The organism is Parapedobacter sp., assembly GCF_053550995.1.
The window spans coordinates 71514-97521 of sequence record NZ_JBMQOC010000022.1; the positions used below are offsets into that span (position 1 = coordinate 71514).

The window sequence follows — 26008 nt, forward strand, 5'->3', positions numbered from 1 at the left end:
GCAAAGATATTTTTTTTACCTATATTTACCATATGGCGGCCACGCCAAAATAAACGATTGAATATTTCAAATTATGGAATGATGAGTCTATCCCGTTTTGTTTCCCTATGGATGGCATGTTGCCTGGTGGCACCGATGGCTCTTGCACAAGACTCCCGGGTAGTCGAAGAGGTACTGGGCAAGCTGGAAAATCATGCGAACCAATATCCGCAGGAGAAGGTGTACCTGCACCTGGATAAGCCTTATTATACCGTGGGTGACGATATTTGGTTTAAAGGGTATGTCACCATCGGTGCCTATAATCAACTTTCCGGTCTGAGCAAAATCCTATATGTAGACCTTATCGGCCCCGAAGACCGCCCCGTGCAATCCATCAGGCTGCCGCTCATTGCGGGGGTAACCATGGGTGATTTCCAACTGGCGGATTCCCTTGATGAAGGCAACTATCGGATTCGTGCGTATACAAACTGGATGCGCAATTTTGACCCGAACGTTTTCTACGATCGTACGTTGCCCATCGGCAACGCCCGCACGGATAATATCGTTGCCCATAGCGCTTTTTCCTACGAAAATTCCCCGGTGCACCGGGTCCATACGGAAATCGCATTTACCGATTTGGACGGCAAGCCATTTGCAGACATGGATGCCAACTACCAAGTGGTCATGGAAGGGCGGAATATTGCCCGCGGGCGGGAGACGAGCGACGACGAAGGACGTATCGCATTCGACTTCGTCAACAAGCAGCCTTTCAATCTCCAGTCGGGCGAAATATTACTCGCCCTGTCCACGGCCGATAAACGCACCGTTAATAAGCGGATACCCCTGAAAACCACGTCCAACACCAATAGCGTTCAATTTTTCCCCGAAAGCGGTCACTTGCTGGCTGGTAATCTAACCAAGGTCGCGTTCAAGGCAATGGCACCCGAAGGGATAGGCGTGGCAGTGTCGGGTTACGTTCAGGATGGGGCAGGTACCCGGGTAGCCGAATTTGAATCGGCCCATGCCGGGATGGGGAGTTTCAGCTTCATACCCCAAGCGGGGGCCACCTATACGGCAAGGGTAACCTATGGCGATGGTAGTGAGGCCGAAGTGGATTTCCCGGTGGTGGAGGCCTCCGGCTATGCCTTGGCCGTGAATAGCCAAATGGATAAGCAGCTCTTTGTTCAGGCATTCGCCTCGGATGACCTGGTGAAGGGGCAGGCAATCTCACTGCTGCTCCAGCGGAATGGCACCGTTTTCTATGCATCGAAGAGTAAACAGACAAAGAACGAAGCTGTTTTTTCCATCCCACGGGAGCACGTGCCAGTCGGGGTGGTTCAAGTGACCTTGTTCGCGGCCAACCAGATACCGGTGGCCGAACGGACCATCTTTAATTACAACGAGGCTTCGCTGCTGCCATTGGAGGTTGAAACGGATCGGGCAACGTACGGCAAAAAGGAGAAGGTAACCGTACAGCTTATAGCCGGAAACGTGGCCGATACCAGTCGGGTTGCTACGCTTTCCGCCGCCGTGGTGGATATGGCCAAGGTACCTATCGACAGTGGAACCCGGGAAGGGAATATATACGCAAGCCTGTTGCTCAACTCGGATATCAAGGGGTACGTCGAGTCGCCGGCCTATTATTTCGAAGGGAAGGATGCCGTTCGTCTACGGCACCTGGATGACCTCATGCTCACCCAGGGATGGAGCCGGATCAATTGGCAAGACCTGGAAGCCGAAAGGAATCCGGTCATAAGCTATGCCCCCGAGCAGGACCTGCGCATCAGTGGCGTGGTAACCAAGCGGAATGGCAAAGTACCCGTGCCCAACGCCACGGTGACCATTTTATCCACCGGCAATGCCCTGGCTGTGGTCGATACCGTGACCGACGCGGAGGGCCGTTTTAGTTTTGACCGGCTGTTGTTTTATGATGACACCAAATTTGTTGTGCAGGCGCGGGACGAAAAGGGCCGGAAATATGTAGACATCACCTTGGATGAAGTACCCCAACAGCAGGTTACCCGCAATAAGAACGCACCCGATGCCACCATTGATGTAAACCAATCTATCCAAACCTACCTGAAGAACACAAAGGCACAGTTCGAGGAGATGGAAAAGTACGGGCTGAAGGAAAAGACCATCCTGCTGGAAGAAGTGGATGTTACCCGGCAGGCCGATAAGAAGGTCGAGCACTCAAGCAACCTGAATGGCCCCGGCAATGCCGACCAGGTACTCACCGCCGAAGACCTGTCCATGGGTTGCACCTCCTTAACGATATGTCTGCAGGGACGGCTTGTAGGGGTGATTTTCAGGAATGGGGTGCCTTATTCAACCCGGTCGCCCAACCAACCGATGCAAATTGTGATGGATGGCATGTACCTGGAGGGGGATGCGCTGGCGATGATCAGCCCGTTTGATGTGGAAACCATCGAGGTATTGCGGGGCATCGGCAATACGGCGGTGTACGGAAGCATGGGCAGTGGCGGGGTAATCATCATCACCACCAAAAGGGGCGATGGAGGTAGCTTTGGCCGCGATAGTTATACGCCGGGCGTGGTTACCCATAGCCCACAGGGATATTACGCCGTGCGCGAATTTTATGTGCCCGACTATAGCGCCCCGGTAGACTCCTTGGCAGGGATGAAAGATTTACGCACCACCATCCATTGGGCACCCAATATCGTTACCGATGAAACGGGTAAGGCGTCGTTCGAATTTTATACCGCTGAGACGCCGGGAACTTACCGCATCGTGGTAGAAGGGTTGGATATATATGGCCGGCTGGCCCGGACCGTAAAATACATAACTGTTGAATAGAAAATGGAATTCATTAAAATAGCCATTGAAGATCGGGTCTCACACATCTATCTCGATCGGGGTAAGTCTAACGCACTCCACCAGCAAATGCTTGAAGAGCTTGGGGAGGCCGTGGCCGAGGCCCAAAGCAATCCCGCCGTGGAAGGGCTGATTTTGCATGGCAAAGAAGGGTTTTTCAGTGCGGGGCTGGACCTTATTACCTTGTATGGTTATGACGAAGAGGAAGTGCGCCGTTTTTGGCACACCTTCATGGCTGTGATTCGTACATTGGTGGCATTTGACAAGCCCGCGGTGGCGGCCATTAGTGGGCACTGCCCCGCCGCGGGATGTGTGTTGGCGAGCTGTTGCGATTACCGTGTCATGGCCGACGGCGACTTCATCATCGGCCTTAACGAGGTGCCTGTGGGCCTCATTGTGCCCGAAAGCATCTTCCAACTGTATGGCTTTTGGTTGGGCCGGGCCAATGCATATCGTTATTTGCTGGAAGGGAAGTTGCTCAAGCCACAGGAAGCGCTCGGGGCCGGGCTGGTCGATGAGGTGGTCGATTTGCGACGCATCCGCTCGTCAGCGGAGCGCCAACTCCGTAAATACACGCAATACGATCGCAATACGTGGCAGCAAAGTAAACGCAATATGCGAAAGGAATTGATTGCAGCGTTTGACGCCGATCCGGGTGAAACGATCGAACGGATGCTAAAGCAATGGTGGTCGCCCGCTACGCGCTCCATCGTTAAAACAATTATCGATAACCTAAAAGGAGGAAAATAATGGCGGTAGCAGGGGCATTGCGCGACGACGCGCTCGGCGGTAAAACCATCGTGGTGACCGGTGGGGGTACCGGATTGGGCCGGGCCATGGCAACCTATTTTATGCGATTGGGTGCCGGGGTGGTCATTGCCAGCCGCAAGCTGGATGTGTTGGAAGCGGCTGCCCGGGAGATGGCGGCCGATACCGGTGGAGAGGTGTTGCCTGTAGCGTGCGACATCCGGGATAGCACGCAGGTGGAACAACTGCTGGCACAATCGCTTGAACGGTTCGGCCGGGTAGATGCGTTGCTCAACAATGCTGCGGGCAACTTCATCTCGCCTACCGAGCGGCTTTCCGCCAATGCGTTTTCCACCGTCGTGGATATTGTGCTCAACGGAACCGCCAATTGTACGTTGGCATTCGGTAAGCACTGGATCGAACGTCAGCAACCGGCGAGCATATTGAACATCGTTACCACGTACGCATTTACCGGATCGGCCTATGTGGTGCCTTCGGCCGCAGCTAAAGGGGGCGTGTTGGCACTCACACGGTCATTGGCCGTAGAATGGGGCAAGTATGGCATCCGTAATAACGCCATTGCGCCGGGGCCGTTCCCAACGAAGGGTGCGTGGGAACGATTGTTGCCGGGCGATCTCGCCGAGCGGTTCGATTTCAAGAAGCGCGTACCACTCAAGCGCGTGGGCGACCATCAGGAACTGGCCAACCTAGCGGCTTTCCTACTTTCCGATTTTGCCGGGTACATCAACGGTGAGGTCGTTACCATCGACGGTGGTGAATGGCTGCAAGGGGCGGGCCAATTCAGCGGGCTGGAAGCGGTGCCCCACGAGTTGTGGGATGCGTTGGAAAAAATAACGCGGCAAGCGAAAAGTTAAACCCATTCTAAATAGTGTTTTCTTTCAGGTAGTCGAATAGCGGATTGCTATATTTACCATACATATAAACTGAAAAATATGAGATATCGAATGATCGCTGCTGTGGCTGCTGTCCTCACCGGGGTTTTTGCGTTGAGTTCATTTACGCCCGGAAGTTCCCCGCAGCCCCAGGAATGGAAAGGAACCAATTTAAAAGTACTTCCGAAAGACATCACCCAGGAAGAGATAAAACAGGTGATGGATGATTTCAAGGTGGCCTTAGGTGTGAAATGTGGTTTTTGCCATGCTCAGAGCGAGACCGACCCGAAGAAGCTGGACTTTGCAAGCGATGCCAATCCCCGCAAGGGAGCCGCCCGTTGGATGATGAAAATGACCCAACGGATAAATAAAAAGCATTTCAAACGGCCCGATGAGAAAACCGGCGAACTTACGCAGATTACGTGCATTACGTGCCATAACGGCAAGGAACATCCCGCTACGGTAACTCGATAATTATTCCTTGTATGTAACTGGGTTTTTGCATAAGTTTGGCGAAACAGGAAATTCCACCCGCATGACAACACCGCATTTGGACCCCGCGATAAAGACGAACGCCGAGGCGTGGTTAAACGCCCCCTATGATGAGGAAACCATCCGATCCGTCAAACAGCTTTTCGATACCGAGCAATATACCGAACTGACCGACAGCTTCTATAGAGACCTGGAGTTTGGCACCGGTGGGTTGCGCGGCATCATGGGCGTTGGCACCAACCGGATGAATAAATACACCATTGGTAGGGCTACACAAGGGTTGAGCAACTACCTGCTCAAAACCTACCCGGAGCAGCCCCTTAAAGTGGCCATCTCGTACGATAGCCGCAATAATTCACAGACGTTTGCACGCCTGGTGGCCGACGTGTTTTCGGCCAACGGTATCAAGGTCTATCTATTTGCCGAACTGCGCCCAACCCCGCACCTTTCCTTCGCCGTGCGCCACCTCGAGTGCCAGGCTGGTGTGATGCTTACCGCCTCGCACAACCCCAAAGAGTACAACGGTTATAAAGCGTACTGGAATGACGGCGGCCAGTTGGTGCCACCGCACGACAAAAATGTCATCAAGGAGGTATATGCCATTCAGGACCCCGGTAAAATCCATTTCGGACCGGTAGCGGAGAATATTACCTTACTGGGCAAGGAACTTGATGATGCTTACCTCGACGCGGTCTCGAAACTGGTTATCCGGCCTGAAGTTGTGGCACGGCAGCGCGATCTGAAGGTCGTCTTTTCTCCTATCCACGGTACAGGAATCACATTGGTGCCACCGACATTGGCCCGTTGGGGATTTACCAACGTCCATGTGGTCGAAGAACAGGCTACACCTGATGGCAACTTCCCAACAGTGGTTTATCCGAATCCGGAGGAAGAAGACGCCATGTCGCTGGCCGTGAAAGCAGGGCAACGCATCGGAGCCGACGTCATTTTCGCTACCGATCCGGATGCGGATCGCGTGGGGGCGGCGGCCAAGAATACTGGTGGCGATTACCAACTGTTGAACGGCAACCAGATCGGCAGCCTGCTCGTCGATTATGTGCTTTCTTCGAAGAAGGAACAAGGCGATTTGCAGCCGGACGACTACGTGGTGAAGACGATTGTTACAACCAACCTGATTGCCGATATCGCCAACCGGTATGGCGTTACCTATTACGATACGCTGACGGGCTTTAAATATATCGGCGAACTCATCACCGGCAAAAACGGCGCGGGCCGGTTCCTTGTCGGCGGCGAGGAAAGTTATGGCTATCTCGTCGGCGAACTGGTGCGCGACAAGGATGCCGTGGTGTCGGCCGTATTCATCGCCGAGATGACGGCGTACTATAAAGACCAGGGTAAAACCCTTTTCGACGCGCTCATCGATCTTTATGTACAACATGGCTATTATAAAGAGAAATTGATCTCGTTGACAAAGAAAGGCAAAGCGGGTGCCGAGGAAATCAAGGCCATGATGGAACGGTTGCGGAGCACCCCCCCCCAAACACTGGGTGGCATCGATGTGGCCGAAATAAAGGACTACGCAGCCAGCGAATCGTATAACCTTAAAACGGGCAAGCGGGCGGTCATCAACCTGCCCAAGTCGGACGTGCTGCAGTTCATTACGGTGGACGGGGACGTGATTTCGGCAAGGCCCTCGGGCACGGAGCCCAAAATAAAATTCTATTGCAGCGTGAAGCAGCCACTGGCCGATCGGGCAGATTTCGAGCGCGTGGGCCGTGAGCTGGAAGATCGTGTGGACCGCATCATGAAAGATATTGCCTGATATGCAGTGGGAAACCCTGTCGTCGGAATACCTCGTACGCGCACCTTGGGCCGTGCTGCGTAAAGACGTGTGCCGCATGCCTAATGGCCATATCGTTCCCGAATATTATGTGTTGGAGTACCCCGATTGGGTAAACATGGTGGCGTTGACGGCCGACAACCGGTTTGTCCTGGTGCGGCAATACCGTCATGGCGTCAAGCAAAACGTGCTTGAAATCCCCGGCGGCGTCATCGACCCCGGTGAGGATGCCCCCACCGCCGCCCGGCGTGAATTGCTGGAAGAAACGGGCTACCGCTTCGATACCATTGAAGAGTTATCCGTCCTTTTTCCCAATCCGGCCACCAGCACCAACAAAACAACGACGTACCTGCTCACGGGCGGCGTAAAGGTGCAGGAACAGGAACTGGACGATCAGGAAGAAATCGAGGTCGTATTGGCATCGCCCGTCGAACTGAAACAGCGCCTGCTCGATAATCAATTCGGCCAGGCATTGCACACCGCTGCACTTTTCTATGCGTTGGTGAAGTTGGATTTACTCGTATAATTTTATCCATCTTACGATGATACACTGTCCGATACCGAACACTTGCTGTTCGATATCGGACACTTTCGTTGAGGCTTATGCTTCTCGCTTATCTGAAAAACAACCGGTTAACTATTTGGTAATGAATTTGGTGCAGCGTTGTCGTGCAATACATCGGGATAAGTTTATGGAAATTGCATGTGCAACTTATCCTATATAAAACGGATAACCATGAATTTGAATAACCTGAAGATTGCGTGGCGGAACGTATGGCGGTCGAAGTTGTTTACGTCGCTGAATATCCTTGGACTGGCATTGGGTTTCGCGGGGTTTATCCTGGCATACCTGTATATCAACCGTGAGACGAGCTACGACCGCTGGAATCCAAACTATGAGCATATTTATTTGGTGGGACTTACTTACCAGGGGACGAACACTGACTTGACGCCGCCGGCACTGGCCAATGCCATCAAAGCGAAGCTGCCGGAGGTCGTGGAAGTGGGACGGGTGTCTTATTTTCCCTATGAGCTGCCTTTTATCAGTGACGATGGGCAAATCTACGTAAACGATTGGAAGGCCGCCGATTTGACGATTGCACGGATGTTTGGCATTGAACCAATCGGTTTGTCGTTAAATGATTCCGTGACGCCAGAGGTAAACCTGCTTGCTCCCGAAATTTTCCAGGGGCTGTTTCCGAAAGAGGAGGCGGAGTCGTTCGAACCGCAAATGATAATGATGGATCCAAGCGGTATGCTTAGCTATCACATCCACGGGTCAACTAAGAAACACGGGCTGTCCAACTTAACGTACGAGGCCCTTTTTCTAAAGCCGGATCTAGCCGGAGACAACCATGGAGACCCCCTGCCTTACCGTACTTATATTCAGGTGCAGCCCGGCACAGACATTGCTCAGCTGACGGAAAAAATAGCACAGGTATATAAGCAGGAGATCTCGTCCCAACACCATGTGGTTACCTCGGCTTTCGCAAAGGGCGACACCTATCTCGATCCATTGAAAAACCTGCACTTGCGCCCTAAGCACGGTTCCAATACCGGATACATTACGGTGTGGGCCTTAGCCATTCTTTCGGGTGTTATCCTGATGCTGGCGGGTATCAATTTTGCCAATCTGATGATTGCGCAGGCCAATAGACGGGCAAAAGAAATCGGCCTCAAAAAAGTGTTCGGCGTAGGGCGGCCCCAATTAACATTGCAATTTATGGGCGAGGTATTTGTACAATGCCTGCTGGCTGCAATAGTTGCCTGGGGGTTGGTGGTGCTATGTAGAAATGGTTTGCAGAAATGGTTTGCATATGACTTGGCGTCATTTGCTACAGATGGCCAAATCGCATGGCAGCTATTACTTGCAGCTTCGGTTACTGCGTTGGTATCGGGCAGTTATCCCGCTGTTATACTTTCGGGCTACCATCCGGTAAGTATCCTGAAAGGTAATTTCCAGACCAGCCATCGCACGGCGTGGTTTCGCCATGCATTACTAACCTTTCAGTTTGTTATTGCAATGGTGTTTATTTCCGGCATGTTCGTACTTAACCAGCAATTGGACTACATACGGGAAGGCGACAAAGGATTCGATCCCGAGCAAGTCGTATACATCAAAAACTTAATGCTATTAAACAATCCGGCGGACTTCAAACCGTTTCGTGATCGCATGCGTGCGTATCCGGGCGTTGTTTCCGCAACGGTGGCGTCCAGTGTGCCAGGTGGTGTACCGCCTGCGGAAAGAGAATTTACCTATATAGACAATATACGAAAGGTAGACCATCTCGCAGTAGACTTTGACTATGTGGAGACGATGGGGATGGACATGCTGCATGGGCGGTCCTTTACCGAAGCGTTTGCTGCCGATTCCACAAACGGTGCATTGGTGAACGAGCGCTTTGCAAGTGCCTTCGGCATTGATAACCCCGTTGGGAAGATCATCCATGGTTGTGATGTGGACTTCCAGATTGTAGGCGTAGTGAGGGACAGCAAGATTGCCGGTTTCCAGCAGTCGGTACGTCCCGCCGTGTATTCCATACGAAACGCCTGCGGGCAACATAAAACGGAGATCCTCGTAAAAACCAAACCCGGCACAACACAACAAACGCTTGCCGCGTTGGAAAAAGACTGGAAGTCCATTAATCGGCTCGACGGTGAGCATTTCCGTTATGAGTTTGTAGACCAGAAATACGCCGCACTGCATGCCCAACAGGAACAGCTGGAGTCGGCATTCAGTGCTTTTACGGTGCTTTCCATCGCCATTGCCATGATGGGGCTGTTCAGCATGTCAGCCTACAGCATCAGCATCCGCCAGAAAGAAATGAGTATCCGTAAGGTGTTGGGGGCCTCGGTAGGCCAGCTATTTATGCAGCTAAACAGGCCGTTTTTCCGGATTTTTCTGGCGGCTAATCTCATAGCGCTTCCGATAGCCTACCTGTTGATAGATCAATATCTTGCCACGTTCGCCTACCGCATCACCGTACATTGGTGGATATTTGCGTTGACCGGTTTGGCCGCATTACTGACCGCCCTGTTTACCGTGGCGTACCAGTCGGTACGTGCGGCACGGGCAAATCCCGTCGATTCGCTGCGGGACGAGTAGTGGGTCCCTAGCAGACCGGTTCGGGCTCTTCGGCCATCGTGGTCGGTTCGGCTGCCGGCAGCCGCTCAGCTGGGAGGATGGTTTCAATGGCACTGGGCACCGCTGCCACACGGGCATTCCGCCTTTGGTGAAGGATGAAGGCCAGTGCAAACAATGCCCCGCCCCCGGCCATGGCCGCGCCCACCCACTCCGGCGAGGCATAGCCGTAGCCCATAGCGATGGGCAAGCCGCCTAAGAAGGCGCCCAGTGCATTCCCGATATTGAAACTCGCCTGGCTCACCGAAGCGGCCAGCATTTCCGCCCCTTTGGCGGTGTTGATCATGAGCATCTGTATGGGGGCACCCAACGCGAAGGATGTGCCGCCCAAAAGGAACGTCATTACCAGTGCCGGCATCGGATAAACCGCCAAATAATGCAGCACGACCAGGGCTACCACCATGGCGGTAAGCAACATAACAGAAGCCTTCGCTGGCGAGACGAGATCGGCCAAACGGCCCCCCAGAAGATTGCCGAAAAACATACCAAGGCCGGCCAACATCAGGATGTAGGTCATGGACGACTCGGAAAACCCCGCTACCTTGGTCATCAAGGGCGAAATGTAACTGTACCAAGAGAAAAGACCGCCGGTGCCGATCGCGATCATGCCCACAATCAGCCAAGCTTCTCTCCGCTTGAAAAAGCGCAGTTGTGTCTTCACACTGGCCATTTGCTTCGCAGGCATATCGGGCATCCAAAACTTCAATGCCAATAGGGTGATGAAGCCCACCAGTACCACGATGGCAAACGAATACCGCCACATGAAATGATGGCCGATGTAGGTGCCCAATGGCACACCGATGAGGTTGGCAATGGTGAGGCCCGCAAACATGATGGAAATGGCCTGTGCTTCTTTACCCGGTCGGGCCAAGCGGCTGGCCACCACGGAACCCACACCGAAAAAGGCACCATGTGGCAAACCTGCGAGCACCCGCGAGATCAAAAGCGAGGCATAGCTGGGTGCGAAAGCGGTAAATGCGTTGAAGAGCGTAAATAGGAGCATCAGCCCGATAAGGATGCGTTTGGGCGGGTATTTGCCGGCAATCACTACCAGCAGGGGCGCCCCGATGACGACACCGACGGCATATGCCGCGATCAAATGACCCGCGGTGGGAATATCAATAGTTAGATCAAGGGCAATCTCTTCCAGCAGACCCATCATCACAAACTCGGTGATGCCGATGCCCAAACCACCAAATAAAAGCGCAAGTAAACTTTTCTTCAATTGCATATCGTTATGGTTTTACTTAGTGTAAAACGGACACAAAGGTACGTCATTTTCTGATGTATTTCATGGGGTGCGTGAAACCTTATCAAAAAATGATATAAACTTGATATAGCCACGGCTGTGCGCGGTGATCGGGTGTCCGGAATCGGACAATCAGTTGTTCGGAAACGGACACTCCGCGGGTTTTGCTTTTATGTAGCCGACTGTCCATTAGCTTGTTATAATAATGGATGGATTTTGGCATAAGCTTGCCTGGTTATACAGGGTAATTAATATATTTGAGCGTGACCAGCAAAACAGACGTACACGGAGCATCGGAGGACAATGATTCAATTAACTAATATATTCAAGTGGTATAACGTGGGCGGAACGCGCTCATTTGTACTGAAAGACATCAATCTTCATATTGATGAAGGGGAATTCGTATCCATTATGGGGCCTTCGGGGTCGGGCAAATCCACCCTGCTCCATATCCTCGGTTTATTGGATGAGCCCGATGAAGGCGAATACCTGCTCATGGACGATAGCGTGTTGCGACTGAAGGAGAAGCAACGTGCTGCCCTGTACAAGCAGTACATTGGGTTTGTCTTCCAAGCGTATCACCTCATCGATGAGCTCACCGTTTATGAAAATATCGAGACCCCTCTCATCTACAAAAACCTAAAAGGCAGTGAGCGCAAGGCCATTGTGGCCGATTTGCTCGACCGCTTCGGTATGGTGGGCAAGAAAGATCTATTTCCCACGCAACTTTCGGGCGGTCAGCAGCAGCTGGTGGGCATAGCCCGTGCATTGGCTACCACACCTAAGCTTTTGCTGGCGGATGAGCCGACGGGCAACCTCAATTCCAAGCAAGGGGAAGAAATCATGAACCTGTTCAAGCAACTCAACGAAGAAGATGGTGTCACCATTGTGCAAGTAACGCATTCGGAGAAGAATGCGGAATACGGCAACCGCATCGTTGAATTGCTCGACGGCCAGATCGTGAAGTAATTTACGGCTGGGGTCACTCGCCATGCAGCGCAACCAGTGCTTGGGCAAGCACCTCATCGGAGCGGTTCTTCACCTTGAAGAAGGCTTCACTACCGAAATAATAGCGCCCCAAGAGGGCTTCGATGTCCGAGCGCACCATCGATTTCACGGTGTTGGCTTCACTTGCGCTGTATTCCATGCCGCGCTCACGGATGTACTGCAAAAAACCCTTGTATTCGGCCTCGGGTAGGAAATAGCCTTTGAGGTAATTTTCAACAGAATAGGTGGGCACCGATTTTGTCAGCCGGCCATATACGTATGTTTCGATGAAGTTGGCCTGTCTTATCTTACGGTACAATAGGCTGGCGCGGTTGCTGTCTGCCGGCACCACCACATCGGGTGATATCCCCCCACCACCATATACGCGCTTGCCCGACGTGGTGGTGTAAGCCGTGGTATCGGAATGGCCCAACAAGGGAAGCTGGGCGGTATGGCGGAGGCTATCCGGTCGGACGTCGTACGACTTTTGGATGCATCGTCCCGACGGGGTGTAGTACCGCGCGACAGTGAGGTTTAACGCCGAACCATCGCCAAACCCAAACTGCTCCTGTACCAGGGCCTTGCCATATGACCGTCGGCCCACGATAACGCCGCGGTCGAGGTCTTGGATGGCACCCGCGACAATTTCACTTGCGGAAGCTGAATTTTCATCAATCAGTACCGCTAACTCACCGTCGCCGAATAGGCCGTCGGCGCTCGAATAATAATCGACGCGTGGCTCATGCGCCCCTTCGGTATAAACAATCAGCTGTTTGTCCTCGAAAAAGTGACTGGCCAAGGCCGTCGCCGCGTTGAAGTAGCCCCCACCATTTTCACGCAGGTCCAATATGAGTTGTTGCGCACCCCGTTTTTTGAGGTGCCGCAGCGATCGCTCGAAATCTTCGGCCGTACGGGCGCCGAACCGGCTGATCTTGATGTAGGCCGTAACGCTATCCACGAGGTAGGCTGCGTCGATGCTGCTCATTTCCACGCGGTCGCGCATGACCTTCAATGGCAATGGCAGGTCAACGCCATTGCGGTGTATGGCAATCTCGATAGCGGTGCCGCGGCGGCCACGGATTTTCTTTTCCAGCATTTTTTTCGAGAGTGGGCTTCCTGCGATGGTATCGCCATTGATGGCCAGCAGTTTATCTCCTACCCGCATGCCAGCCTGTTGGGCGGGGCCGCCAGGGATAAGCCCCACGGTCATCAGTGTGTCGTTCAGGATATAGTATTCGATACCGATGCCCTCAAAGCTACCCTCTAACGTTTCATGCTGCCGGAGGGCTTGGTTCGGGCGAAGATATTCGGAATGTGGATCCAACTGCGCCACGATCTCGTCGATGGCCAGGTCCTGCAAATCATCGATGCCAATGCTATCCACATAATTGTCGGCAATCAGATCGATCAGGCGCTGTAACTTGCCCGAATGATCAATAATGCTCAAGGGCAGCAACGTGTTTCGGCCTGTGAGGGAGTTTTCATCGGCAAAATTTTGCCCGAGCAACAATCCCAAAAACAGGACGGCGCCATATGTGGCTGCCACCAACAGATTCCTTTTTGTACCCTTGCGCATATCCTAAGATAACAGATGCTAAATTAAACAGTTTTCTGCATTTTTCACGCCCAGCACGTAAAATTTACAATATTTCCACCTCGTTTTGGGTGACCAAGTATAAAGTTGTCATGTAATATTCCGACTTTTGGGAAAATTAGCGAAAGCGATGCACGAGATAGAGCCATATTACCGCTGGAGGGACGATTACATCGCTTCGGAAGATGAGCAGTCCCCGTTTTACGGCGTGGAATACAGTGAGTTCGAATTTGATAAGCAGGTTTATAACTTCCTGTTGCACCCTCAATGGGATAGTTTCGGCTCCAGCACCTTGTATCTCAAGGTGCTGTTTGCCGACTATTCCCGGAATTATGCCATCATCGAGCTGATCGGCGAATGGAATGACGCCATTTATAACGACATCATGCTGCTCAAACGGGAGGTGATCGACATCATGGTGGATGCCGGTATCCATAAGTTTATTGTCATCGGTGAAAACGTATTGAATTTCCACGCCTCGGATGATTGTTATTACGAAGAATGGTTCCAGGACATCGAAGATGGATGGATTGCAGGTGTCAATTTCCGCGACCATGTGGTCGAAGAGTTTAAGTCGAGCAACATCGATTATTTCATCAACTTCGGCGGTGCCCTCGACGATCTGAACTGGCGGGTACAGAAACCCCTACAGGTGTATAAGGCCGTGGAAGAACAGTTAATGAAGCGGCTGAATTGACCAACTCGCAAACGCCTGTTGGTAAATCAACTTAAACCATTCGGTATAGGTTTCGGGGTGGAGGCGGATATCGTGTTCGATATCCGGTTGGCTCAACCAGCGGTAGTTGGCTACTTCGGCCGGATTGGGGGAAGGTAAGTCGTTGCTGCGTCCGACAAAAACATGGTCTAATTCGTGTTCCGTCAGGCCATTGTCAAACACCGCCCGGTATTGAAACGTAAAGGCGAAGGAAAGATCGGCTTCCATGCCCATCTCCTCGCGCAGCCGACGGTGGGCCGCATCGCTTGCGTTTTCGCCCGGTCGGGGATGGCTGCAGCAGGTATTGGTCCATAAGTTTGCACTGTGGTATTTATGCGTGGCCCGCTGATGGAGTAGTAGGCGCCCTTGCCCATCAAAGATAAAAACGCTGATGGCACGGTGCAACAGCCCCTCACGGTGGGCCGCTAGCTTTTCCATCGCGCCTGTCTCGCTGTCCTGGCTATCCACCAATATAACCCGTTCTTCCATTCCTCAAATCACACGGTCTTCACGTGCCGTTCGTCGTAGTCTTCGATGTCGATAATATAGTTGTTTTTTACCAGAAACTCAAATAACGGACGTGCTTCGGGCGACACGGGCATATTTGACGTAGTGATGATTTGGTTCTGCTGTTTCTGAAGGTAGGGGTACGCGTATAGTTTGACATTCTTGCTAAACAACCCGCTGACGTAAGATAGGAGCTCATCCGTATAATTGCCCTTCGTATATTGTTTGGAGTTGAAAATATTACGCAGGTTCGATATGTTGGTGGAAATACCGACGTTGCGCGGCTTGAACTGTGCCAGGTACTCCGCAAGGTAATGGTTGCGCGTGAAGTTAGACACCAGGATGTGGTTGCCGGTACTGCATAGGTATTCTGCCCGTCCGGCAAAATACTGTAGATCTTCCGGAGTGAATTGGGGCGCGCGGTCGAGTACATTGGTCATCAGTACCTCGATCATGACCACGAGGTTATCGTCCTTGATACCCAGGTTGCGTTTGAACTGGGCTATCCCCAGATTGAACAGGTCAAAGTTGGGGTTGGACCGCTGCCGGTATTTGGTACGTAAAATCATGATGTCCTTTTTGTAAAGGAAATCCTTGCTTTGGTACGCTAAACCTTCGGGATTGAAAATAGCCGCTTTGGAAAACCCTTTCGCGATCAGGTACAGGTTGATGAGCCGCTCGTTCACGCCTTCGAAAACCGGTCCGTTTACTTTCACCAGGTCTATTTCCACCGATCCCGGAGAAAGGTTGTCCGCCAACGACTCGATCATCGTCTGTACGTCGCGGGTATAATAATATGCTGCGAAAACGAGGCTGACACCCAATATGCCCAATACTTTCTGTTGCAGCAGGTTGTCACTATCCAACAGCCGCACATGGAAGATGATATCATTGGGTGCGCCACCCACCTCATGCTGGAAACGGAGACCGATCCAGCCGTGGGGCTCGTTCGTTTTGTTGAAATTGAGTGCCGATACGGTATTGGCAAAAGCAAATAGGCGTTTTTGATGGTATTTCTCACCTACCAACCGCTCGGTGAGCAGCTCGTACTCATGCTCCAGCATTTTCCGCAGGCGCGAGCGGCTTACATATCGCCCGGAGTCTTCCGCGCCGTAGATCGCATCGCTGAAAGCCATATCATAGGCCGATATCGTTTTGGCAATGGTGCCCGATGCCGCGCCGGCATTGAAAAAATTCCGTGCTACCTCCTGGCCGGCCCCGATTTCGGCAAACGTGCCGTATATCTTATCATTGAGATTGATTTTTAATGCCTTCCGCTTGGTTTCGTAGATTTCCCTTGCCATGCCGCAAAGATAGGTATTGCTGGCGATTTTGAATTAGCGATTTAATTTTCGACTTTTGACCCAGCACACGAACGAATACCTTTTTTATGTATAAAACCCTCCAACCTGCATTGCAGCAAGAACTCCAAGCCATCAAAGATGCTGGCCTATATAAAGAGGAGCGCGTAATTGTAACCCCCCAAGGTGCCGATATCCGCATCGAAAGTGGCGACGAAGTAATCAACTTCTGCGCGAATAACTATTTGGGGCTTTCGTCCCACCCGAAGGTCATCGCGGCCGCCAAACGAACCATCGATAGCCACGGCTATGGGATGTCGTCGGTGCGCTTCATCTGCGGCACGCAGGATATCCACAAGGTATTGGAGGCCAAAATTTCCGAATTCCTGGGCACGGAAGATGCCATTCTTTATGCCGCGGCATTCGATGCCAATGGCGGGGTGTTCGAGCCGTTGCTCGGTGCCGAAGACGCCATCATCTCCGATGAGCTCAACCATGCGTCGATCATCGATGGCGTACGGCTGTGTAAAGCCCAACGGTTCCGCTACAAGAACTGCGACATGGCCGATTTGGAAGCACAGCTTAAAGCCGCGAAAGATACCCGCCACCGGATCATCGTGACCGATGGCGCATTCTCGATGGATGGCAGCGTGGCACCGTTGGATAAGATTTGCGATTTGGCGGACCAGTACGAGGCGCTGGTGATGATCGACGAATCGCATTGCACCGGATTCATCGGCAAGACGGGCCGTGGTACGCACGAACTGCACGGTGTGATGGATCGCGTGGACATCATCACGGGCACGCTCGGTAAGGCCCTCGGTGGCGCTTCCGGCGGCTTCACCGCTGGAAGGAAGGAAGTCGTGGACATGCTGCGGCAGCGCTCACGGCCCTACCTGTTTTCGAACACCCTGGCACCCGCGATCGCGGGCGCATCCATCGCCGTACTCGATATGCTCAGCGAAACGACCGCATTGCGCGACAAGCTGGAACACAACACGAAATATTTCCGCGAAAAGATGACGGGGGCCGGTTTCGACATCAAACCGGGTGTACACCCCATTGTGCCCGTGATGCTTTATGATGCGCCGCTGGCGCAGGAATTTGCCTTCCGGATGCTGGCCGAAGGGATCTATGTCATCGGCTTTTATTACCCTGTCGTGCCGAAAGGGAAGGCCCGCATACGCGTACAACTCTCGGCAGCCCATGAGCAGCACCACTTGGATCGTGCCATTGCGGCATTCACCAAAGTGGGTAAGGAACTGGGGGTAATCGACAAAAAATAAGAAAGTCCGTAGATTTCCGTAGATTTTCCATACCTTTGCACCCTCAATTTTAAAATACCCGTACGGGATGCAGAAAATCAGAAATATTGCCATTATCGCCCACGTCGACCATGGTAAGACGACCTTGGTGGATAAAATCCTCCATTTTACCAACCTTTTCCGGGAGAACGAACAAGCCGGCGAACTCATACTAGACAACAACGACCTCGAACGTGAACGCGGCATTACCATCGTTTCCAAAAACGTGGCCGTAAAATACAAAGACGTCAAGATAAATATCATCGATACGCCGGGCCACGCCGACTTCGGCGGTGAGGTGGAGCGCGTATTGAAAATGGCCGACGGTGTCATCCTGTTGGTCGATGCATTCGAGGGCCCCATGCCGCAAACCCGCTTCGTCACCCAGAAAGCACTCGCACTGGGCCTCAAGCCCATTGTGGTGGTCAATAAGGTCGATAAGGAAAACTGCCGCCCCGACGAAGTATATGAAGCGGTATTCGAATTATTCTTCAACTTGGACGCTACCGAGGAACAACTCGATTTTCCGGTATTGTACGGCTCCTCCAAGCAAGGGTGGATGGCGACCGACTGGAAACAGCCGGCCGACGATTTTACGCCGTTGCTGGAAGCGATATTGGAACATATCCCTGCCGCGCCCTATCAGGAAGGGACGTTACAGATGCAGGTAACATCACTAGACTATTCTTCTTTCGTGGGCCGGATTGCCATTGGGCGCGTAGCCCGTGGTACCATCCGCGAAAACCAACCGGTTTCTCTTGTGAAGCGCGACGGCAAGATCGTGAAATCGCGTGTAAAGGAACTGCATACCTTCGAGGGCCTCGGCCGCGTGAAGGTTCAGGAAGTAAAGGCCGGCGATATCTGTGCCGTAGTCGGCATCGAAGGGTTCGACATCGGCGACACCATAGCCGATTTCGAGAATCCCGAGCAGTTGGAGGTCATCCACATCGATGAGCCGACGATGAACATGCTCTTTACCATCAATAACTCGCCGTTTTTCGGCAAGGAAGGTAAATTTGTCACATCGCGCCACCTCCAGGAACGGTTATATAAAGAAACGGAGAAAAACCTTGCCCTTAAGGTCGTCCAGACCAATTCGCCGGATTCGTATTTGGTGTATGGCCGGGGTATCCTTCACTTGTCCGTGCTGATTGAAACCATGCGCCGTGAGGGTTATGAGCTACAAGTTGGCCAGCCACAAGTCATTGTCAAGGAAATCGATGGCGTGAAGTGTGAACCTATTGAGTCGCTCGTGGTCGATGTACCTGCCGAAGTATCGGGCAAGGTGATTGAGCTCGTGACCCAGCGCAAAGGCGAACTGCTGGTCATGGAAACCAAAGGCGATATGCAGCACCTTGAGTTCGACATTCCGGCGCGCGGCATTATAGGCTTGCGCAACAATGTGCTTACCGCTACGGCTGGTGAGGCCGTGATGGCCCACCGTTTCAAAGCATACGAACCTTGGAAAGGGACCATTCCCGGACGATTGGCAGGCGTGTTGGTGTCGATGGAAAAGGGGCAGACGACGGCCTATTCCATAGATAAGCTACAGGATCGGGGGCGGTTCTTCGTGGACCCCGGTGTAGATGTCTACGAAGGGCAGATTGTGGGTGAGCATATCCGCGACAACGACTTGGTTGTCAACCTCGTGAAAGGGAAGCAGCTGACCAACATGCGGGCATCGGGCAGTGATGACAATGTGCGTATTGCCCCAGCCATCAAGTTTTCGCTCGAAGAGTCGATGGAGTATATCCAGGCAGACGAATACATCGAGGTGACCCCGAAGAGCATCCGTCTCCGCAAGATTTACCTCACGGAAAACGAGCGGAAGGTAAACGCGAAGAAATTCCAATAACCGATATCGAACCCCGGCTAATAACCGGGGTTTTGTGTTAATATGGGGTTGGTCCTCAACTCACTTGCCGGGATGGGCAGGAGCAGGTAGTGGGGTTCGAAGGTAATCTGCCCACCACCTTCCTCGGGCCTTGCCAGAAACGCACCCATAATTTCCGTAGCCTTTTCCGGACCTTGGCGTACGATATCGTACCAGCGCAATGCTTCGCCGGCCAATTCCAGCCGCCTTTCCCTGAACAAGGCTTCACGGAACGTTCCCTGGTCGGGGGCGTCCGATGACGAAAGGCTGCCTAATCCTGCGCGCGAACGCACGGTGTTGAGTAGCGCGAACGCCTCACCATCGGCTACATACCCCAATTCATTCAACACCTCGGCATACATCAACCGCACGTCGGTAATGCGGACGATGGAGAGATTGACATCATTGTCTTCCTTGTTGGGCGGCACCGTGCCATGCGCATACTTGACGTACAGTAAGGTGAGGCTGTCCACCACCTCGTTGCTGCCGGTGTACCCTTTTTGGATGGTGAAGTCGCGCCGCACGTCTGCCGTGTCGTAAGCGTTATACAAATCATTCGAAACAGCAATCCACGTGGACCGCCCACCTTGGGGAAACAATTCGGAGCGTAGGTTTTCGGGCACAAGTGAGTACACCAATGGATTACCCTGGCTATTCATTCCGGATGTATACTGGATCTGGAATACGTGCTCCGACCCGTTGTCGCGGGTATTGAGGAAGCAATCACCAAAAGTATCGTATGGCCGGAGGCCATCATACGCCAGGATTTCCTCGAGCAGTGGTTTGGCAGATTCATAATCTTGCATGTATAAATAAAGGCGGGCCAGTATGGCCTTTGCCGCGAACTTGGTAACCCGCCCCAGGTTATCACCGCCCTGGTGGTCGGGGAGCACTTCGGCAGCGGCCATTAGGTCGGCAACAGCAAACGCGAAGGTTTCCGCTTGCGTTGCCCGCGGTACGGTAGTGGTCTCCTCGGCACTCATGCGCCGGTCGATGATCGGCATACCGCCAAAGATCCAGCCCAGCTGGAAATAGCAGTAACCCCTGATAAAGCGTGTTTCCCCGCGCATGATGGTCCGAACCAGCTCATTTTGGAAATCACCGCCATCGATCTGGTCCAATATATTGTTGGTCCGGTTGATGACGGTCCAATAGGCGGCCCATACACCGAAGATACGGTCATCCCCGGCCGTGAAGCCAAAGCGGGCAAGGGGATTGTTCGTGGTGTTCTGCAACGTGTTTACATTGTCACTGAGGCTTTCCATCATCATCGGATAATCGAATCCATGCACCGAACGCAACCCCCCATAGGCACCGAATAGCGCTTGCCGGAAATCGCTTGCTGTTTGATAGAAATCTTCCGTATTGTAGGTAGACTGTGGGGTGAGTTCCAGCTCTTTGGTACACCCGCTGGCTAAGATCACTGCTGCCGTTATCAGTACCGCTAGCCGATTAGTCGATTGCATCGTTGAGGATTTTTCCATGACCGGTGTTGTTATGCTAAAAGGAAACGTTTATGCCCAGGGAAAACCGCTTGGATAGCGGATACCCGCCGTAATCGGTTGCGGGCCGGGTGTTTTCGCCCGCCCCGGATCCACCCGCATTGTTGACTTCCGGGTTGGCACCGGGATATTTCGTGAACGTGTGGAGATTGTCGGCCATCACGAATAGCCGGATATCGCGCACATTCCATTTTTTCAACAGAGCATATGTAAAATGGTAACCCAGGGTGATGTTCCGTATCCGTACAAACGTTGCATCGTATATCCACGTATCGTTATACGCCGGGTTAACGCCTACCACGCTGGGGGTTTCACCGTCCCACGCCATGTTGATCCCTGTCGGAATGTTCGCACGGAACCGTTCAGGTTTGTAGGCATGCAGCCAGTCGCGGTACTGGTTCGTTCCCTCGCCGAGGCCATTGTTGAATCCGCGCCTGCCGAGATAAAACACATCGCCACCCCGTTGGCCCTGGATGTCGAAACTGAGGTCCAACCCTTTGAAAGTGATGGTATTGGATAGCCCCCACAAGAAATCGGGCTGTGGATTCCCGACGATCGTATGGTCCAGCTCATTGATCTGTCCATCGCCGTTGATGTCCACGACCTTGAGGTTCCCTTCCAGCTGCCCGTTGATGATGGGCACCCGCGGTGCGCCGGTTTCGTCGAAGTCTGCGGGCAACAGCACCCCATCGGTCTTATACATGTAGAAGCTACCCAAGGGGTGCCCTACCGCTGTGGTATAGGCATTGAAGTCGTTGAGGGTGGTCAACATGATCAGTCGGTCGATTCCCGGCGTCAGCGAGCGTACGTCGTTCCTATTTCTGGAAAAGTTGATGGTCGTGGTCCAGGTGAAATCGTCCGTTTTTATATGTTGCGACGTAACCTGCAATTCGATACCCCTGTTTTCCACCACGCCGATATTCTGCCGTATTGCGGAGAAACCGCTTATGCGCGAAATCGGCACATTGAGCAGCAGGTCGCTCGTCCGGTTGAAATACGCGTCCGCAGTCACCTGTATGCGGTCGTCGAGCAACCAGATATCCAGTCCAACATCCCGCGATAGGGTGGTTTCCCAGCTCAGGTTTTCATTGGCGATATTATCGGGCACCAAACCGGTTACGAGCTTTCCGTTGAGGTTGTAATCCTGCCTTCCCAGCAGTGAAATATGCTCATAGTTGCCGATCCGGTCATTGCCGGCCTTGCCCACCGATGCCCTTATTTTCAGCAGCGAAAGCCATTCCACGTCTTGGAGAAAAGCTTCTTCATTGATTTTCCACCCAATGGATGCCGCCGGAAACAACCCCCATTTGCTGTTGGGTCCGAATCGCGACGACCCGTCGTAGCGTGCACTGACGGAAACCAGGTACCGGTCGCGGAAGAAATACTGGGCACGTCCGAAAAACGAGGTAGTGGCACTCTCGCTGATGGAAGTACTGGCCAGTGTCGGGTTGTTGGCTACGTTTAACGTCGGAATCAGGTCGTTGGCGTAGCCGTCGCCTGCGGCAGCCAGTAAATCTTGGCGTGCGTGCTCATAGCTTTGCCCCAGGAGGAGTTCCAGCACGTGGTCTTCACCCCAGTCGGGCCGGTACGTAGCCGTGTTCTGGATGCTGAACACATAGTTGTCCGTACTGGAGGCATAGCCCTGGGCTTGCGCGCCCTTGTTTACATTTGCCGGCGTAAATTCATTGTAGGCCGCATGCGAACCGATATAGCCGAGTTGGGTGCGCAGGGTAAGCCCTTCCACCGGGTTGTAGTCGGCAAAGGTATTTATTTGGAGTTCATTGGCCTTGGCGCGGGCGGTCATCTCGCGGAGCCGGGCCAGCGGATTTACATAAGTCTGTGCGGGGGAATAGCCAGCCTCTTCCGTGTTCTGGTCGATGCCGACGACCGGTGGCATGGCCAGCGCATAGTGCGCGTTGCTTTCCTTGCCATCGGTTTCGGGGTCGTCGATCAGGTTGAAAGACGTGGCCACGTTGGCGCCCAGCCTGATCTGCTCACCAATGTTGAACAAGGTATTGGCGCGAAAGTTATACCGTTCGAACCTCGTATGGTGCATCACCCCGTCCTGCCTGAGATACGAACCCGACACCCGGAAAGTGCCGATTTTGCCACCCCCGGATACATCCAGTGCATAATTCTGCATCGGGGCCCGCCGGTACACCACATCCTGCCAATTATTATTGGGCAACTCGGATGGATGAAGGTAGTTATCCGGATACTGGTATTCGGCCGGGCGGGCAGACACCGGCGCGGCCGGATCACCACCGGTTTGCTGGAACCTGGAATCACGCAAGTACCGGATATAAGCGGTGTATTCCTGCGTGTTCATCATGGGTAAAAAGCGATCCACCTCCTGAAACCCGACATAGCTGTTGAAGTCAATCTTTGTGTCTCCCTCCATGCCCGATTTGGTGGTAATCACAATCACGCCATTCCCACCCCGAGCACCATATATGGCGCTGGAAGAAGCATCTTTCAGCACTTCGATGGACGCAACATCCCGCGGGTTTACGTTCCGCATGTGGTCCTGTGGAATCCCGTCGATCACATAAAGCGGATTGCTGGAGGCCGTAACGGAGTTTAGCCCCCTGATCTTGATGTTTGCCGGTTTGCCGGGAGCACCACTGCCCTGGCTCACCCGTACACCGGCTATTTTACCGGCTATGCCGTCTTCCGTGTTGGTGATGGCATGCTGCTGGAAAGCATCGCCGCGGAGCGAGCTCACCGATCCGGTGAGGTTCTTCTTTCGCACCGTGCCATAGCCGATAACCACCACCTCTTCCAATACGTTGGCATCGGCATCCTGCGGTTGCAATGTGACGGTCTGGCCGTCGGCAATGCTCATGGGTATTTCAAAGGGCTCGAAACCCATCATCGAGAAAAGGAGCATCGCCGTGGTGTCGGCTTGCGATTTGATTACGTAGGCGCCCTGCTCATCCGTCTGCGTTTTGATAGCAGTGTTCTTGATACGGACGGTCACGCCTGCCAACGGCCTCTTCGCAATGTCCTCCACCACTCCCTTGATCACCCGTCCCACCGTGTCCTGTCGGGTGGCGTCTTGTCCCGCGGTATCCTTTACGATGGTATCGGGGGAGACGGTGTCTTGTTGAAGCGATACTTGGCCGGGGGCCGAAAAGATAAGGGAATAGCCCAGGCAAGGGCTACTGAAAAACAGCGTACTGCAACTCACACAGAATAGCATTCGCCTGCAAACAGTCACCATCATACTCGTTTGATTTATGCCCAATCTATGATTTGGGAGTTAAGTATGTGTTTGTTTCAACGTATGCTGGGTATGATAGTATACAGTGGTAGAATGGGTTTTGTTTTAAAATGTTTTGCTAAGGGCGGTATGATCCACGGTTAATCCGAACAAAAAGGGAATCAACGCTTGTTGAGGCGCGCTTCCTCCAAGTCGAGGTTGTTCTCCAGGTCGCGGATAACCTCATCGTCGTACCGTTTTTCTTCGCCGATCCGGTGCAACTCGGCGCGGCGTAGTTCGAGCAGTTCCAATGCTATTTTCTTTTGCAGCCGCCGTACCGAAGCGAGTTCCTCTTTCTTCACGTCTTCGTTCAATGCCAATTCGGTGGCCTGTATGCTACGGACGAACTGTTCGCGGATTCGGGCAATCGTTTCGTGTTGGTTCATTTCGTTGGCGTAATGCGCATTGAGATGGGATACCGCTTTTTTGGCCAACTGTAATCGGATGGATTCCATTTGGTCCTCGATCGGCACCACCTCGTCGATCTCTTGTACCTTGAGCCAGCGGATAAATAGCGGTAATGTAAGCCCTTGGAAGACCAAGGTTACCAGAATCACCACAAAGGTGATGAATAGGATCAGGTTCCGATGGGGAAAAGGTTGCCCATTGATGACGAGTGGAATAGCGAGTGCGGATGCCAATGATACGACACCACGCATACCCGCCCATCCAACGATGAACGGTAGTTTCAATCCGGGGCTTCGCTCGCGCTGCCGTATATTGGGGCTAAGCCAACGGGGTATGAACGCCGTTGCGTAAACCAATACAATCCGGATAAGGATCACCATGGCCGATATCAACAAAGCATACTGGATGGCCTCCTGCCTGGAATAATCACCCAACGCCGACACGATGACGGGTAGTTCCAAACCGATGAGGATGAACACGAAGCCATTCAGCAGAAAACCCACCGTTTCCCAGACCTCTTTGGCTTGCATGCGGGTGTGGTAATTGAGATAATCTTTGGAACGGAACGAAAGGAACAGCCCTCCGCTCACGACTGCCAATACACCCGACCACTCCAACTCTTCCGCCACAATGTACATCAGATAGGGGGCAATAAGCGTAATCGGTGTGGTGATGCTCGATGATTTCGCCCAATAGCGGAGGACGAGATAGAGGATGTGGGCAATCACCAACCCTACGAAAATGCCCATCACCGCGAGGACCACGAATTCGGTGGCTGCCTCTTGCATGACAAACTGCCCCGTTACCACGGCAGCCAGCGCGAACCGGAATACCGTAAGGGAAGCCGCGTCGTTTACCAGGCTTTCGCCCTCTAAAATCGTAAGCCCCCGTCGTGGCATGTTCAGGCCTTTGAGTACCGAAGTGGCGGCCACCGCATCGGGCGGCGAGATGATGCCGCCGAGCAGGAAGCCCAGTGCCAGTGTAAAACCGGGGATGATGTTCACCGAGAAATAAGCGATAGCCAATGACGTGAAAAACACCAGCCCGAAGCCCATCAGTAGAACCGAACGCCGCCACCGCCAAAAGCTATTCCATGAAGTGTACCACGCCGCTTCAAAAAGCAGCGGTGGCAGGAAAATGAGGAATATCAAATCCGGCTCGACCGTTATACTCGGGATGCCGGGGATGAAACTGATGCCCAGCCCGCCGATGACCAGGAAAATCGGATACGAAATGGGGATGCGCTGGCTCAACAGGTAAAGCAGGGCCATGGCGAAGAATAGGGCGAGTATGAGCAGGAGCTGGTGTTCTATCATGTGGTAAAAATACGAATTTTCACGAACGGCAGCAGGCATCGGATGGGCTTGTTTTTAAAGGCAACAATCCCTAAGTTTGCGTTGTATTTAGTGATTGGTCA

General features: G+C 52.9%; 18 protein-coding genes. 11 read left to right on the top strand and 7 right to left on the bottom strand.

Annotation, left to right across the window (positions count from 1 at the left end; all coding sequences use genetic code 11):
- Positions 1–78 precede the first annotated feature (78 nt).
- From ACO1NT_RS03505 to ACO1NT_RS03535, 7 genes are all read left to right on the top strand, one after another.
- Positions 79–2796 (top strand): carboxypeptidase regulatory-like domain-containing protein, encoded by a 2718-nt coding sequence (locus tag ACO1NT_RS03505; protein ID WP_449047013.1) that lies wholly within the window; start codon positions 79–81, stop codon positions 2794–2796.
- Between the two features lie 3 nt (positions 2797–2799).
- Complete coding sequence (locus ACO1NT_RS03510; RefSeq protein WP_449047014.1) at positions 2800–3564, top strand: enoyl-CoA hydratase/isomerase family protein; 765 nt, start codon at positions 2800–2802, stop codon at positions 3562–3564.
- A complete protein-coding gene (locus ACO1NT_RS03515; RefSeq protein ID WP_449047015.1) occupies positions 3564–4436 on the top strand; it encodes an SDR family oxidoreductase in 873 nt (290 codons plus the stop codon). The genes ACO1NT_RS03510 and ACO1NT_RS03515 overlap by 1 nt, the downstream gene beginning before the upstream one ends.
- 78 nt (positions 4437–4514) lie before the next feature.
- Positions 4515–4928, top strand: a complete 414-nt coding sequence (locus ACO1NT_RS03520; protein WP_449047016.1) for a c-type cytochrome — start codon at positions 4515–4517, stop codon at positions 4926–4928.
- A gap of 61 nt (positions 4929–4989) precedes the next feature.
- Positions 4990–6729 carry a phospho-sugar mutase gene (locus tag ACO1NT_RS03525; protein WP_449047017.1) on the top strand — a complete coding sequence of 580 codons (1740 nt, stop codon included), beginning with the start codon at positions 4990–4992 and terminating at the stop codon, positions 6727–6729.
- A gap of 1 nt (position 6730) precedes the next feature.
- Positions 6731–7273: an NUDIX hydrolase gene (locus ACO1NT_RS03530; protein ID WP_449047018.1), complete on the top strand. Its 543-nt coding sequence runs from the start codon at positions 6731–6733 to the stop codon at positions 7271–7273.
- Between the two features lie 210 nt (positions 7274–7483).
- Positions 7484–9853 (top strand): FtsX-like permease family protein, encoded by a 2370-nt coding sequence (locus tag ACO1NT_RS03535; RefSeq protein WP_449047019.1) that lies wholly within the window; start codon positions 7484–7486, stop codon positions 9851–9853.
- Positions 9854–9860: 7 nt separating this feature from the next.
- On the opposite strand, the gene ACO1NT_RS03540 is transcribed toward ACO1NT_RS03535, so the two are convergent.
- Positions 9861–11120, bottom strand: a complete 1260-nt coding sequence (locus ACO1NT_RS03540) for an MFS transporter (protein WP_449047020.1) — start codon at positions 11118–11120, stop codon at positions 9861–9863.
- 321 nt (positions 11121–11441) lie between these two features.
- Between ACO1NT_RS03540 and ACO1NT_RS03545 the strand changes: the two genes are divergently transcribed.
- On the top strand, positions 11442–12107 hold the full coding sequence (locus tag ACO1NT_RS03545; protein WP_449047021.1) for an ABC transporter ATP-binding protein: 666 nt from the start codon (positions 11442–11444) through the stop codon (positions 12105–12107).
- Between the two features lie 13 nt (positions 12108–12120).
- Here ACO1NT_RS03545 and ACO1NT_RS03550 read toward each other — a convergent pair whose 3' ends face one another.
- Positions 12121–13671, bottom strand: a complete 1551-nt coding sequence (locus tag ACO1NT_RS03550; RefSeq protein WP_449047022.1) for a S41 family peptidase — start codon at positions 13669–13671, stop codon at positions 12121–12123.
- Positions 13672–13849: 178 nt separating this feature from the next.
- Between ACO1NT_RS03550 and ACO1NT_RS03555 the strand changes: the two genes are divergently transcribed.
- Complete coding sequence (locus ACO1NT_RS03555; RefSeq protein WP_449047023.1) at positions 13850–14416, top strand: hypothetical protein; 567 nt, start codon at positions 13850–13852, stop codon at positions 14414–14416.
- Here the strand turns inward: ACO1NT_RS03555 and idi are convergent.
- The gene (gene idi, locus ACO1NT_RS03560) at positions 14396–14923 is read right to left on the bottom strand and encodes an isopentenyl-diphosphate Delta-isomerase (RefSeq protein WP_449047024.1); all 528 of its coding nucleotides are present in this window, start codon (positions 14921–14923) and stop codon (positions 14396–14398) included. The genes ACO1NT_RS03555 and idi overlap by 21 nt on opposite strands.
- An 8-nt stretch (positions 14924–14931) precedes the next feature.
- Positions 14932–16245: a nicotinamide mononucleotide adenylyltransferase gene (locus ACO1NT_RS03565; RefSeq protein WP_449047025.1), complete on the bottom strand. Its 1314-nt coding sequence runs from the start codon at positions 16243–16245 to the stop codon at positions 14932–14934.
- A gap of 86 nt (positions 16246–16331) precedes the next feature.
- On the opposite strand from ACO1NT_RS03565, the gene kbl reads away from it, so the two are divergent.
- On the top strand, positions 16332–17528 hold the full coding sequence (gene kbl / locus ACO1NT_RS03570) for a glycine C-acetyltransferase (RefSeq protein ID WP_449047026.1): 1197 nt from the start codon (positions 16332–16334) through the stop codon (positions 17526–17528).
- Positions 17529–17595: 67 nt separating this feature from the next.
- Positions 17596–19401, top strand: a complete 1806-nt coding sequence (gene typA, locus ACO1NT_RS03575) for a translational GTPase TypA (RefSeq protein WP_449047027.1) — start codon at positions 17596–17598, stop codon at positions 19399–19401.
- 17 nt (positions 19402–19418) lie between these two features.
- Here the strand turns inward: typA and ACO1NT_RS03580 are convergent, their stop codons facing one another.
- The 3 genes from ACO1NT_RS03580 to ACO1NT_RS03590 form a co-directional block, all read right to left on the bottom strand.
- Positions 19419–20885, bottom strand: a complete 1467-nt coding sequence (locus ACO1NT_RS03580; RefSeq protein ID WP_449047028.1) for a RagB/SusD family nutrient uptake outer membrane protein — start codon at positions 20883–20885, stop codon at positions 19419–19421.
- A 34-nt stretch (positions 20886–20919) separates the two neighbouring features.
- A complete protein-coding gene (locus tag ACO1NT_RS03585) occupies positions 20920–24111 on the bottom strand; it encodes a SusC/RagA family TonB-linked outer membrane protein (protein ID WP_449047029.1) in 3192 nt (1063 codons plus the stop codon).
- Between the two features lie 194 nt (positions 24112–24305).
- Positions 24306–25907, bottom strand: coding sequence for a Na+/H+ antiporter (locus tag ACO1NT_RS03590; RefSeq protein WP_449047030.1), 1602 nt, complete (start codon positions 25905–25907; stop codon positions 24306–24308).
- Positions 25908–26008 lie beyond the last annotated feature (101 nt).